This window comes from Herbaspirillum sp. C9C3, from assembly GCF_013359625.1.
GTDB lineage: Bacteria > Pseudomonadota > Gammaproteobacteria > Burkholderiales > Burkholderiaceae_D > Herbaspirillum.
The window spans coordinates 1-13,191 of record NZ_JABFMQ010000035.1 but is presented as its reverse complement, the minus strand read 5'-3'; the positions used below and the strand labels follow the sequence as shown (position 1 = coordinate 13,191).

At 62.9% G+C, this 13,191-nt stretch carries 13 protein-coding genes; 4 read left to right on the top strand and 9 right to left on the bottom strand.

What is annotated here, in order from left to right; genetic code table 11:
• Positions 1 to 21 precede the first annotated feature (21 nt).
• The 8 genes from HNO82_RS20690 to HNO82_RS20655 form a co-directional block, all read right to left on the bottom strand.
• Positions 22 to 774 (bottom strand): hypothetical protein, encoded by a 753-nt coding sequence (locus HNO82_RS20690; protein ID WP_249777059.1) that lies wholly within the window; start codon positions 772 to 774, stop codon positions 22 to 24.
• Positions 775 to 1,695: 921 nt separating this feature from the next.
• Positions 1,696 to 2,571 (bottom strand): EAL domain-containing protein, encoded by an 876-nt coding sequence (locus tag HNO82_RS20685; protein WP_175344976.1) that lies wholly within the window; start codon positions 2,569 to 2,571, stop codon positions 1,696 to 1,698.
• A 65-nt stretch (positions 2,572 to 2,636) separates the two neighbouring features.
• Positions 2,637 to 3,962, bottom strand: a complete 1,326-nt coding sequence (locus tag HNO82_RS20680; protein WP_249777058.1) for a TolC family protein — start codon at positions 3,960 to 3,962, stop codon at positions 2,637 to 2,639.
• Between the two features lie 271 nt (positions 3,963 to 4,233).
• Positions 4,234 to 5,946: a tetratricopeptide repeat protein gene (locus tag HNO82_RS20675; RefSeq protein WP_175344975.1), complete on the bottom strand. Its 1,713-nt coding sequence runs from the start codon at positions 5,944 to 5,946 to the stop codon at positions 4,234 to 4,236.
• A gap of 55 nt (positions 5,947 to 6,001) precedes the next feature.
• A complete protein-coding gene (gene msrA / locus HNO82_RS20670; protein WP_175344974.1) occupies positions 6,002 to 6,700 on the bottom strand; it encodes a peptide-methionine (S)-S-oxide reductase MsrA in 699 nt (232 codons plus the stop codon).
• 72 nt (positions 6,701 to 6,772) lie between these two features.
• Positions 6,773 to 7,429 (bottom strand): protein-methionine-sulfoxide reductase heme-binding subunit MsrQ, encoded by a 657-nt coding sequence (gene msrQ, locus HNO82_RS20665; protein ID WP_175344973.1) that lies wholly within the window; start codon positions 7,427 to 7,429, stop codon positions 6,773 to 6,775.
• A 14-nt stretch (positions 7,430 to 7,443) separates the two neighbouring features.
• A complete protein-coding gene (gene msrP, locus HNO82_RS20660) occupies positions 7,444 to 8,412 on the bottom strand; it encodes a protein-methionine-sulfoxide reductase catalytic subunit MsrP (RefSeq protein WP_175344972.1) in 969 nt (322 codons plus the stop codon).
• Positions 8,381 to 8,647, bottom strand: coding sequence for a hypothetical protein (locus HNO82_RS20655; RefSeq protein WP_175344971.1), 267 nt, complete (start codon positions 8,645 to 8,647; stop codon positions 8,381 to 8,383). The genes msrP and HNO82_RS20655 overlap by 32 nt, the downstream gene beginning before the upstream one ends.
• Between HNO82_RS20655 and HNO82_RS20650 the strand changes: the two genes are divergently transcribed.
• Together HNO82_RS20650 and HNO82_RS20645 are read left to right on the top strand one after the other, a co-directional pair.
• On the top strand, positions 8,646 to 9,317 hold the full coding sequence (locus HNO82_RS20650; protein ID WP_008330156.1) for a heavy metal response regulator transcription factor: 672 nt from the start codon (positions 8,646 to 8,648) through the stop codon (positions 9,315 to 9,317). The genes HNO82_RS20655 and HNO82_RS20650 overlap by 2 nt on opposite strands.
• Before the next feature lie 65 nt (positions 9,318 to 9,382).
• Positions 9,383 to 10,768 (top strand): heavy metal sensor histidine kinase, encoded by a 1,386-nt coding sequence (locus tag HNO82_RS20645; protein ID WP_249777062.1) that lies wholly within the window; start codon positions 9,383 to 9,385, stop codon positions 10,766 to 10,768.
• Here the strand turns inward: HNO82_RS20645 and HNO82_RS20640 are convergent.
• Positions 10,710 to 11,861 (bottom strand): AI-2E family transporter, encoded by a 1,152-nt coding sequence (locus HNO82_RS20640; protein ID WP_034350467.1) that lies wholly within the window; start codon positions 11,859 to 11,861, stop codon positions 10,710 to 10,712. The genes HNO82_RS20645 and HNO82_RS20640 overlap by 59 nt on opposite strands.
• 434 nt (positions 11,862 to 12,295) lie before the next feature.
• On the opposite strand from HNO82_RS20640, the gene HNO82_RS20635 reads away from it, so the two are divergent.
• The gene (locus HNO82_RS20635; RefSeq protein ID WP_034350469.1) at positions 12,296 to 12,865 is read left to right on the top strand and encodes a GbsR/MarR family transcriptional regulator; all 570 of its coding nucleotides are present in this window, start codon (positions 12,296 to 12,298) and stop codon (positions 12,863 to 12,865) included.
• 5 nt (positions 12,866 to 12,870) lie between these two features.
• A complete protein-coding gene (gene cydP / locus HNO82_RS20630) occupies positions 12,871 to 13,131 on the top strand; it encodes a cytochrome oxidase putative small subunit CydP (RefSeq protein WP_175344969.1) in 261 nt (86 codons plus the stop codon).
• Positions 13,132 to 13,191: the final 60 nt, after the last annotated feature.

Below are 13,191 nucleotides of genomic sequence, written 5' to 3'. Positions count from 1 at the left end.
GCAGCGCGCCATCGGCAGTGGTCAGGCCCAGCTGGTCCAGCTCGGTTGACCGGCCAGGCTGCCCACCGAGCCGGGCAGCTGGTCCACCCGCACTGACAGCAGGCGTTCGAAGAGGGCCTGCGAGAGCTTGGCATCGAGGCCGGACACGACGTTGTCCATGATGTGCGAGCGCGCGAACTTCATGCCCAGCTCGAAGAGGATGGCCAGCGAAACGCCGATGGCCAGCACGATCAGCGTGGCCACGCCGTGGGTGGGAATGACGCGGTCGTAGACCTGCATGGAGAAGATCGACGCCCCCAGGGCGATGATGCTCATGACCACCGAGGCGATGACCACTTCGATGATGACGGGACGGAACTCGGCCAGCGCCTCCTTGAAGACACGCTCGAAACCGTGCTGTTCTTCCTTGCTGCTCAGGGCGGCAAAATCGAACTTGTAGGCGCCCTCTTCCAGGTCACTGTCGCTGATGAGGGCATGCCCTTCTTCACTGATGAAGATCCAGCGACCGTCGGGACGCTGGTCGACGATGACGCCCCAGCCACGCTCGCCGACCACGCCCAGCATGGGCAGCTGGGCACGCTCGGGCTTGTCCAGATGCTGTGCCTTGGGCAGACTCAGGGCGGCACACAGGCCATTGATATCCATTTCGGCCGCAGCATTTTTTCCCATCGCGCTGGCAATGGCGGCATTGAGTCGTACGCTGTCGATGACCACACCGTGACGCCGCGCGGCGGTCGTCACGGCCCATGCAAGGGAAGATGCCAGCTCGCTCATGGGGAGACCCCCGGCAGGGCGGCAATGCAGCCAGCTTGCGACTGGGCGTGAGCGTTGCCCGTTGCGGCGCAGGCTGGATGCGGCAATCTGGGACAGGAATGGATGTGCTTTCTCATGGCGATTCGTTTGGTTTGGTATCAGCGGCGACGATCGGCCTTCCTTCACCGGAAGGACTGTCGAAGACGCCTCGTTTCAGGACGGACTCGGCTTGATCGACAGTGAGAGCGAAAAGCAGGAGGAAACCCCTCAGGCGATGCGTCGCGTAATGCCAGAGAAAACCCGGATGACGTCATCAATGGTGTTTCGCCGCGCTAGCGGAAGGGGGCGAAACCGAGGGAGATCACGTCCGGAATCAGGCGCTGCGGCAGATCGTCAATGAGGCTAATGATCTTTGAAAATATAGAAATTTTTAATTGTCCTTTAGTTCATCCGGGACATATTTTCCATTCTCAAAAAACTAAGTAAATGACGAATCTTGTCAAATCGAATTGATGCCCTTCCATGAGAGGCATGAATTGGAGAATGTGTGCAAGTGAAGAGAAATATTTTCTGCTCTTGCGTGACAATCAAAGCAATCCGCAAGATCAGTGGAAATCCTCTTCACAAAAGGCTTTCAAGAAGAGAACTCCCCCCGAATCATCTTCAACCCGAGGGGAGCTTGATGCCATTCGCCACCAAATAATCCGACAAAAAGTCAGCGTTGGTGACAGCGTCTCCGCTAGACCATGAACAGCGACGCGTAGGTGACTTTATCTAACATTTCCTTCCAGAATAATTGTCCTATGGTGCTGGCGATATGAATTTTTAAAAAGGAAAGGAAAACTTCGGAGATCGGGGCAGCACATGTCTGAAAAAAACGTCGCAGAAGAGTGTAAAAAACCAGTGCGGAGTCAGCCAAAGCAGCGCCTGCGAAGATCATCGTCAGGTTGCAGGGATCAAGGATGGCGCCATGCCTTCTGCCGTTTCAACGTGGACCTCATCGGTGGCGGAAGTACACTGCGCGGTGGATGCAGGCTGGGCAGGCAACAACGCCAATGCACCCTGCGACATGCTGCAATAGCGGGAAAATTCACCAGCCAGCATGGGTCGCGCGTAATACCAGCCCTGGGCATAGGGGACCCCGGCCTGTTCCAGATAGCACGCCTGTGCCGCCGTTTCCACGCCCTCGGCCACGATGGCCAGCCGGAGCTTGTGGGCCAGGTCGATGATGCAGCCCAGTACCGGATGCGGCGGGGTATCGCTGCCGATGCCGGTGACGAAGCTGCGATCCAGCTTGAGGACATCGCAGGGCAGTTCGTGCAGATAGCGCAGGCAGGAATAACCGGTGCCGAAATCGTCCAGCGCGATGACATGCCCTCTGCAACGCGCCTCGGACAAGGTCATGCGGCTGGCCCGGGTTTCCATGCTGCTGCCCTCGGTAATCTCCAGCCAGAGCTGGGCGGGCGCCACGCCGGTGGCGGCCAGACCAGCATCGAGCACCTTCAGTATCCTGCCGCTGTTGACATCCTGGGCCGGGATGTTGATGGCCAGATGCAGCTGCGGATGAGCGCGCAACGTCGGGGCCATGTCGTTGAGGGACTGTGCCAGCACCAGATCGGTGATGGCATCGAGGTAACCGTGCCGTTGCGCGGTCGGCAGGAAGTGATCGGGAGCGAGCAGCGCCCCATTCTCGCGCTGCCAGCGCACCAGGACTTCGGCGCCGGCGCAGCGACCGTCGGCCAGCACCACGATGGGCTGGTAGACGACGATGAATTCCTCGCGCTGGATGGCGCGCCTGAACTGCGCTTTGGTGATCATGGTCCTCCCGGCTGCAGACGCGCTGCGGTATCTCTTCAGGTCACCGCCGGCGCGCAGGATGATGTTCAGCGCACCTGATCCAGTCCATACGCCCACAATTGCAGCTTGCGACCGTTGGCAATGATCATGGCCGTGACGTCAGCCTTTTGCAGGTCGGTTTGTACCACCTCACGCGCGGCATTCATCACGTCCAGCCAGGAGCGTCGGCCGGAGAGATACTGGCGAGTGTAGGAGGCCAGCACCTCCTCGGACGACAGCGCCACGTCCTCCAGGTTGCGCGAGCGCGCCTCGGCCTGCTGATATTCGGTATAGGTGGCGGCGATCTGCGAAATCAGTTCCAGCCGGGCGGCATCCACCGCCAGCACGGCCGACTCGTAGCGTCCCTGGGCAGCCGCCACTTCGGAGCCCAGCGACAGGCCGGCGCCCAGCTGCATCTGCATGCCGATGAAGGCGCGGTTGGCATCGGGGGTGTGGGCGACGCTGAAGTTGCCGCGCTGGTGTTCCAGGCGGGCGTAGACTTCAGGCCAGTAGGAAGCGCTACGGATCCGGATGGCCGATTCCTGCACCTTGGCATCGGCACGCAGCCGCTTGAGCAGCGGACTGCTCTGGAGCATGCTCTCGGTGAGCACAGGCAGCTCCTGGCTGATAGACAGCTTCACCACATCGGCGCGCAGTTCCTCGTCGCGCAAGGGCAGGCCGACCAGTTGCTCCAGTTGCAGCCGGGCCGACTGGCGGCTGGCCTTGGCGCCCAGCAGGTCGGTCAGCGCCTGGTCGCGGCGCCCCCGCACCAGGGTCACGTCCACGCGCGCGGCAGCGCCTTCCTTCTCGCGGCGCTGGCTTTGTGCGAGGAAGTCCTCCAGCGCCTTCAGGTTCTTCTGGTTGGCCTCGGCCGCCAGGTCCGAGCGCACCCACAGGCTGTATTGCGAAATGACCTGTTCGGCCAGGCGGAAGCGCTGCTCACGCAGGGCTTCCTCGGCCGACGTGCGGTTGTGACCGGCCTGCTCCAGCTGTGCCGTCAGGCGGCCACCGGACCACAGCGTCTGTTGCAGGCGCAGGATGACGACGGTGTCGTCGCCACCGTAGGACACGTCCCGCTTGCTGGTCGCGCCAGCGCGTTCGACCGACATCGAGGGCGTGGGGAAGAATTGCCATCTGGCCGAGGAGATGCTCTCGCCGGCGGCGTCGACGGCGCGCTGGCGGGCCACGGCAGCGGGATTGTTGAAGGCGGCCTGCTGCACCAGCTCACCCAGGGTGACGGCCCCGGCAGGCAGGCTCAGCACCGCCAGAGAGGCCGCCAGTACGGCCGTGAAGCGGCGGGTGCCGCGCTGCATGACCGAGGTCCGGAAAGACTGCGGGCCGCGCGCGCGGCCAGGGGAGAGAGTGTCGTTCATCTGCGCTCATGTTGGGTTGCTCTCGTCCGCTGCGGACCCTCGCGGAAATCCGACTGATACGGCAGCCGCACGGGCGGGAAACGAGAATAGGCTTTGGATGATCGCGGAAACGACAGGAGCGACTAATTGTCCCTTGGTGCAGAATGCTTCATATCGCCTCGAAAAACTTCGAGGAATGGAATGAAGATCAAGATGCGCGCCGCACGGACGCGGCCCGGCGCGATTGCCAGGTCCGGTGCAGCGGCGTGATGCCGCTGTCTTTCGGGCGGATTCAGGAGGAGAACGAGGCGACTGCCAGGGCCGCGCGCAGCAGGGTCATCACTTCGTCCCAATCTCCTGCACGCTGCTGGCGGAACAGCCGGGCGGTGGGATACCAGGGCGAGTCATGGCGTTGCAGGAACCAGCGCCAGTCCGCGGCATACGGCAGCGCGATCCAGACCGGTAAGCCCAGTGCACCGGCCAGGTGGGCGGCGGCCGTATCGACGCTGATGACCAGATCCATGCAGGAGAGTGCCGCCGCCGTATCGGCGAAGTCACGGATGCCCTCCCCTACGGCATGCCATTGCGGCCCGGCCTGCTGCAGCCATTGCGCATCCTCGGGGCGCAGGTCGGGCTGGATCACGAACAAGGACACCCTCTCGCGCGCCTTCTCCAGCGCGGCAAAGCGGGCCAGCGCGATGGACCGGCGGGCATCATTGAGGTTGCCCGGATTGCCCGAGCAGACGATGCCCACGCGCACCTGTCCCGGCACACGCGGGGCCAGGCCGTCCAGATGCCGCTCCCACTGCGCTTTCAGGGCGATATGAACATTCAGGTAGGGTACCGGTGCCGGGATATTGTCCATCGTCGTATTGCACACCAGCGGCAGGCTCATCAGCGGCAGCTGGTAGTCCACCGGGGGCAGGGCGCTGCCGGAGGCGACCAGTTCAATGCGCGCGGCCAGGGGCAGCTGCTGCATCAGGGTGAACAAACTTTCCGGAATCTCCAACACCACCTCGGCCCCGGCCTCGACCATCTGCTGCACATAGCGGCTGAACTGGATGGTATCGCCCTGCCCCTGCTCGGCCCACAGCAGGATGCGCTTGCCGGCCAGCGAACTGCCGCCGTTCCAGGGCGGGATGGCGGCGTGGCGGTAAGGATCGGCGCCGCGCCCTTCCCAGCGCCATTCGTAGAGCGGCCAGGCTTCTTGCAGCCGACCCAGCACCAGCAGCGACAGCGCCAGGTTGACGTGGGCATCGGCGTCGGCGGCGTTCATGCGCAGGGCGCGACAAAAGCTGTCGATGGCTTCCTCGTGCTCGCGCAGGCGCGCCAGCGTGGTGCCACGGCTGACGTGGGCATCCACCAGATCGGGGTCGAGGATCAGGGCCTGGTCGTAGTAACGCAGGGCTTCCTGGTACTCCCCCGAGGCATGTTCGATCAACCCCGCATCCAGCCAGTATTGTGCCCGCTGATCGAAGCGCAGCAGTACCTGGCGCAGACATTGGCGGGCGGCTTCCCACTGGCGCAAGCGCTCGTGCAGGCGGGCCTTGCGGTGCCAGGTATCGGGCACATCGGGATTGCGCCGCAGCGCCTCTTCCAGCAAGGCCAGGGCCTGGACATCGTTCTTGCCGGAGGGCGACATGCCCAGCAAGGCGGCGGAAGCGGCAACGAAGAACTCGGGGCGTTCATGCCCGGCTTCGATCAGGTCGCGATAGAGCAGGAAGGCATCTTCATGACGTCCCTGCTCGTAGAAGGCACGGCCCAGGCGATAGCGCAGGGCAAGAGCCTGCTCGCTGTCGGGGTCCACCAGCGGCAGGGCCTGCTGCCAGGCCAGGGCGGCTTCCTCGAAGCGCCCCTGGGCGGCCACGACACTGCCCAGCAGTTGCAGCGCATCGGCGTGCCGGGGATGGCTCTCCAGCAGGGAGAACAGCAGGCGCTCGGCAGCGGGATAGTCGTCCTGGTGGAAATGGTCGAGGGCGAGGCGCAGGGTATCGGTGGCGTTCATGGCGGGCGGGATGAGACAGAGCCGCGTATTGTCTCATCCCTGCCCGGCCACCGGGTCAGTGCTTGAACACCAGCACCGGATCGGCGCGATAGAGGGCCGGATACATCTTCTGCAGATTGTTGATCTTGGGCAGATCGTTGTAGGCGATGTAGGGCTGGTCGGGATACAGGGTGGCGTAGTCCTGGTGGTAATCCTCGGCGCGATAGAAGCCTTGCAGCGGTGCCACCTGGGTCACGATGGGGGCGCTGAAGACCTTGGCGGCGTTGATCTGGGCAATGTAGGCCTGGGTTGCCTGGGCCTGATCGTTGCTGGAGGTGAAAATGGCCGAGCGGTATTGCGTACCATGATCCGGCCCCTGGCGATTGAGCTGGGTCGGGTCATGCGCCACGGAAAAATAGATCTGCAGGATCTGGCCGTAGGAAATCTTGCGCGGATCATAGGTCACCTGTACCGCTTCGGCATGACCGGTGGTCCCCGAACTGACCATGGGATAGGTGGCCGAATCCGCCTTGCCACCGGCATAGCCGGAGACCGCCTGCAAGACTCCCCGGGTATGCTGGAACACCCCCTGCACACCCCAGAAACAGCCACCGGCCAGCACCACGGTGGCGCTGCTAGCGGTGGACGGCAGCACGGCCTTGCCGCTGGGTGCGGGAACGGCCACGGCTGCTTCGGCGGCCAAGGTGGAAGCACAGGCCAGCGCCAGGCAAAGGCCGGCAGCTGAGGCCAGGACGGCAGGTTTGAACAGAGACATGGCAGGACTCCCAGAAGACGATCCGGAAAATCGGATCAAACGATCAGTTCAGATAAGGGAAACAGGAAGATTTCAGCGTCGCACGGGCTGTCCCGGCGCGCTCGATACCCGGTTCAGCCGCCACAGCAGGCGCAGTGCGAGCATCACCCCGACCAGCACCGCAAACAACAGCGGCTGAGCGATCAGGTTCTTGCCGGCCTTGTCCCACCAGTAATGCAGCACGCCCAGCGGCACGATCAGGTAGATCAGACGATGCAGGACCTGCCAGCGTTTGCCGCCCAGGCGCCGCACCATGCCGTTGGTACTGGTGATGGCCAGCGGGATGGACAGCAGCAGAGCCAGTACACCGACGGTGATGAAGGGGCGTTTGACGATGTCCTTCCAGATCTCGCCCAGGTCGAAGAAGTGATCGAACCAGACGAAGGTCGTGAAGTGCAGGCACAGATACAGAAACGCCATCAGCCCCAGCATGCGCCGCATGCGCACCAGCCAGTTCAAGCCGGTGATCTTGCGCAGGGGCGTGACGGCCAGGGTGATGCAGAACAGGTACAGGGTCCAGTCCCCGGTGCTGTGAGTGATGAATTCCAGCGGGTTGGCACCCAGCCCGCCGCTCAAGCCCAGCGCGACCAGCCGCCCCAGCGGGACGAAGGCCAGTGCCAGGAACAGCCACCACAGTAGCGTGACGGTGCGGGGCTTCAAGGTGCGCAAGGCGACGGGGGCAAGCTGCATGGACGGTCCCGGCCTCAGAAGAACTTGCGCAGGTCCATGCCGGTGTACAGGCTGGCCACGTCGTTGTATCCGTTGAACATCAGCGTCTTGCGCTTGGGTGCGAAGAAGCCGTCCTCACCGATGCGCCGCTCGGTGGCCTGCGACCAGCGCGGGTGGTCGACGTTGGGGTTGACGTTGGAATAGAAACCATATTCCTGCGGTGCGTAGAGGTTCCAGGCGGTCTTGGGCTCGTCCTTGACGAAACGGATCTTGACGATGGACTTGGCCGACTTGAAACCGTATTTCCAGGGCACGATGATGCGCACCGGTGCCCCGTTCTGATTGGGCAGCACTTCGCCGTACATGCCCAGGGTCAGCAGGGTCAACGGGTGATTGGCCTCGTCCATGCGCAAACCTTCACGATACGGCCAGTTCAGGATGGGCGTGGACAGGCCGGGCATCTGCTTCTTGTCGGCCAGGGTGACGAATTCGACGTACTTGGCATTGCCGGTCGGCTCGGCCTTCTTGATCAGGGCCGAGAGCGAATAGCCGATCCAGGGAATCACCATCGACCAGCCTTCCACGCAACGCATGCGATAGATGCGCTCTTCCAGCGGCGCCAGCTTGGTGAGGGCGTCCAGATCCAGCGTCATGGGCTTCTTGACCTCGCCTTCGATGTCGACGGTCCAGGGGCTGGTCTTGAGGGTGCCGGCATTCTTGGCCGGATCGGCCTTGTCGGTGCCGAATTCGTAGTAATTGTTGTAGCTGGTGGCGTCCTTGTAGGCGGTCTGCTTGTCCATGACCGCATAGGCGTTGTTGAGATGGGCCGGCAGTTTCCGGCCCTGCTGCGCCAACGCCTGCGGCAGCGCGCCCATGCCGCCGGCCAGTGCGGCACCGGCCGCCGCGCGCGCCATGAAGCTGCGGCGCGACAGGTAGAGATCACGCGGGGTGATCTCGGAGGCGGTCGGGATGTCAATCTGGTCGGGACGGATCTTGATCAGCATGGTGCACTCCGAAAAAAAAGAGATGAATGCAAAGCGGCGACAAGGTCTGGACCTTGCCGGGGAAAGTCATGGTAAAACCCCGGCGGTGACGCGCGGGTGTCGATTTGATGACAATTTTGTCATGAAGAAAAATCCCTCCATTGCTAGAATCGAGTGCATTTTCCAGCAATTCTCCCCGATCCCGGCCGCCTTTGCAGCGGCCTTTCCCCTGACTTTCACGGTTTCCCCACAGCATGGCCATCCTGGTAATCGAAGACGACCCCAAGACCGGTGACTATCTGCGCAAAGGCTTGCGAGAATCCGGCTATGCCGTCGACCTGGCCCGCACCGGCAGCGACGGCCTGCACATGGCGCTGGAGCAGGACTACGACCTGGTGGTGCTGGACGTGATGCTGCCGGGCCTGGATGGCTGGCAGGTCATGAGCGCGCTGCGCAGCAAGCGCGATCTGCCGGTGCTGTTCCTGACGGCCAAGGACCAGGTGGAAGACCGTATCCGCGGTCTGCAACTGGGCGCCGACGACTATCTGGTCAAGCCCTTTTCCTTCACCGAGCTGGTCCTGCGCATCCGCACCCTGCTGCGCCGCGGCGTCACGCGTGAAGCCGAGGTCTACGAGATCGCCGACCTGCAACTGGACCACGTGCGCCACAAGGTCACGCGCCAGGGTGTCAACATCGCGCTGACCAACAAGGAATTCATGCTGCTGCACCTGCTCATCAAGCGCCAGGGCGAAGCCCTGTCCCGCACCGTGATCGCCTCGCAGATCTGGGATATGAACTTTGACAGCGACACCAACGTGGTCGATGTCGCCATCAAGCGCCTGCGCGCCAAGATCGATGCCCCCTTCGAGAAGAAACTGATCCACACCGTGCGCAGCGTCGGCTACATGTTCTCGGAAACGCCGTGAGCGCCGCGCTTCTCCCCGTGCGCGGCTGGACCCTGACCGCCCGGGTCACTGCCCTGTTCGCCCTGATGACCGCACTGGTGGTGACCGGCCTGGGCGTCTACCTGGACCGCGCCGCCGGCGAGGCGCTCTCGCAGCGTGCCGACCAGGCGCTGATCGGGCGGGTGGAGCACTTCCGCAACCTGATGCACGATCTGTACAACGTCGAGCAGATGGAGCAGCGCCCCGCCCTTTTCGAAAGCATGATGGGCAACGAGCAGGATGTGCGCATCTTCCGTCGCCAGGGAGGCGCGCCCTTCATCCAGAGCAATCCCGACCATCTGGTGCCGCCGCCGATGACGCCGCTGCCGGTGGGCAGCCCGGTCAGCTCGGCCAGCCTGCAGACCAGCTATCGGACCGATGGCGTGCGAGTGCGCTGGGTATCGGCCCTGGCCGATGTCGGCCAGGGCGGCCAGGGCGGCAACCGCGTGGAGATCGTCGCGGCCTACGTCATGGTGCAGGAAAGCCGCATGATGCACAGCTACCGCTGGCGTATCGCCGGGGCCGCCGGGGCGGCGATCCTGCTGACCTCGCTGTTGGGATTCGTGCTGTTGCGGCGCGGACTGCAACCGCTGGAGGCCATGAGCCAGCGCGCCGCCCAGATCACGCCGGACCATCTGTCGACTCGCCTGGAGCAGCACGGCATGCCGGCCGAACTGCGGCGCGTGGCGCTGTCCTTCAATGCCATGCTGGATCGACTGGAGGCCGGCTATGACCACCTGGCACAGTTCTCCGGCGACCTGGCCCACGAGATCCGCACCCCCATCAACGTGCTGATGGGCCAGAGCCAGGTGGCGCTGGGTCAGCGCCGCAGCCTGGACGAATATGAACAGTTGCTCGAATCGAATGTGGAGGAATTGCAGCGGCTCGCGCGCATCGTCGAGAACATCCTGTTCCTGGCCCAGGCCGACCATGCCACGCTGGCAGTGGAGTGCAGCGCGCTGGACCTGCATGAAGAACTGGGCAAGGTGACCGATTACTTCGAGGGCATCGCCGACGAACGCGGCCTGCGTTTCGAACTGCAGGCGCAAGGCATCTGCCATGCCAATCGCGACATGTGGCGCCGTGCGGTCAACAACCTGGTCATCAACGCGGTGCGCTACGGCCAGGCCGACAGCGTCATCCGCATCCAGGCCGCAGCGGACGCCAGCGGCAGCCGCATCCTGGTGGACAACCGCTGCGAGGGGGTCACGCCCCAGGCGATGGCACGCATGTTCGACCGTTTCTATCGCGGCGACCGCTCGCGCAGCGCCTTCACCGAATCCAATGGCCTGGGACTGGCCATCGTCAAGGCTATCCTGGCCCTGCATCGTGGCACGGCGGCGGTGGAGTGTCCGCAGCCGGGCTGGATACGCTTCAGCCTGTTCTTCCCTGCGGCGGCAGCGCAGTCGGGGCCGCTTCCGGCGCCGCACTGACGGTCTTCTGCGCGGCCTGGGCCGCCAGTTCGGCCTCGCGGGCTTCGGCAGCACGGCGCGCCTTCTGCGCCGCCGACGCGCGGGTGAAGATGATCTTCAGGGCGGCCATCACCGGCACCGAGAGGAAGATGCCGGCCACTCCGCCCAGCTGGTCACCGGCCAAGAGGCCCAGAATCACCATCAGCGGGCTGACCTCCACGCCTTCGCTCATCAGATAGGGATTGAGCACGTAATCCTGAAACACCCGATAGGCGACGATGAAGCCGACCAGCCACAGCAGGTGGTCATAGCCACTGAAACCGGCCACCACCAGCGCCGCCGCACTGGCCGCCAGCGGGCCGGCAAAGGGAATGAACTCCAGCACCGCCGCCAGCCCCGCCAGCAGCATGGCGTAGGGGACGCCCATGAGGGAGAAGGCGATACTGTAGGCCACGAAGGTGGCAATGGCCAGCAAGAGCAGCGCCCGTACGTAGCGCGAGAGCAGCACGTCCAGATCCTTGATGATGCCATCCCACAGCTTGCGGTTGGAACGATTCATCCAGGACAGAATTTCATCACGCATGGCCGGTGCCTCCTTGATCAGCAGGAAGCTGATGACCGGCACCAGCACCAGGTAGATCAGGTTGCTGGCCGCGTGCATCACGCCCACGCCGAACTGCTTGGCCAAGGGCATGGCCTGGTCGGTGCCATTGGCGAGCTGGTCGCGAACGAAACCGAGGATGCGCGCGCGCAGCGGTTCGGCAAATCCGGGCAGCGGGATGTGCGAGACGGCATCGCTGGAGCGCAGCAGCGCCGGCAGCTGTTCGGACAGCCGCAAGGCCTCTTCCTGGATACGCACCCCGAAAATGCTCACGACCGCTGCCACCATACCGATGGCCAGCACGAACACCACTGCGATGGAAACCGCACGCGGCACCCGGGCCGGGCGTACCCGCTCGATCTGCTCCACCAGCGGATAGACCAGATAACTGAAGAAGACGGCAAACACCAGCACCAGCACGGTGGCCGAAATGGTATAGGTGACGTAGAGCAACAAGGCCACCAGGAAGACGGTCCAGACGATCCTGGCGACGCGAAAATCGAAACCCAGCATAAACATTCATCCTTGGAAAATCAGACGCGCCTCACCTGCATCACGGAGCACCCCGCCCCCCGCTACGGCTGAGCTGCGATTGCACATTATTTGATCCGCATCATGTTTCCTATCAGTCAAATCCTTCAGGCTGTGTAGGAAAGCGTGAAAATACCTTCATGCAGCGCGACAAGATGCTGAACTCAGGGCTGCGTCCTTGCGGAACCGGGAAGTCCGCAAGACGCGATGTCGTCACGAAGAGACATTCATACGTCTCCTCCGCCCTGTCAGCCGCCTGAGCCTGCCGCCGACCTGCGCCCGCGAATGCACACGGGGCGCGTGTCATTCTCATCAGTGATATCTGTTATCAGGAAATACACAAGAGCATGACATTGCGACGGGTCAAGCAATTGCTTTAAATTTCAGTAATTACTGAAATTTCGAAAGTTTTTAACATGGAAAAACAGGTACTCAGTCCTCTCATGCAGCGCTTCATCAGCCACTTCGGCGAGATGGGCAGCCGCTGGGGCATCAATCGTACGGTGGGCCAGATCTATGCCCTGCTGTATATCTGCGGCTGCCCGCTCAATGCCGACGAGATTGCCGAATACCTCAGTTTTTCGCGCTCCAACGTGAGCATGGGCCTGAAGGAACTGCAGTCCTGGCGGCTGGTGAAATTGCTGCACAAGCCGAATGATCGTCGTGAATATTTCGAACCGCCCGGCGACATCTGGGAAATCTTCAAGGTCTTGCTGGAGGAACGTCGCCGCCGCGAGATCGAACCGACCCTCTCGATGCTGCGCGATGCCCTGCTGGAAGCGCCCGGCAGCAAGGATGACAAGGAAGTACAGAAGCGCATGCGCCAGATGTATGAACTGATCGAGCTCTCCAGTTCCTGGTTCGACGATGTGCAGCGCCTCTCGCCGGAGACCCTGGTGTCTTTGATGAAGATGGGTTCCAAGGTCAAGAAACTGCTGGACGTGCGCGACAAGTTCCGCCTCGGCAGCAGCAACGACAAGGAGTAATTCAGATGCAGCTCACGCAATCCCGCAAACGATCGTGGCGCTGGCCACGCCTGACCCAGCTGCCGCTGGGGGTGGAGATCACCCTGCTGCTGGTGGTCAAGATCGCCCTCATCACGGTGCTGGCCAGGACCTTCTTCGCCCATCCCGAGGCCAAGCACATGCAGATGCCGGTGCAGCGGGTGGAGCAGCGCATGCTGTCCATCACCGTGCCGCCGGCAAGCACCGAACAAATTCAAGACCTGTCCGCCAAACAACAAACGGAGTAACACAACATGGTTCCCATCGATGAAGTCGTCTCGCTATCGCGGCTGCAGTTTGCCGTCACG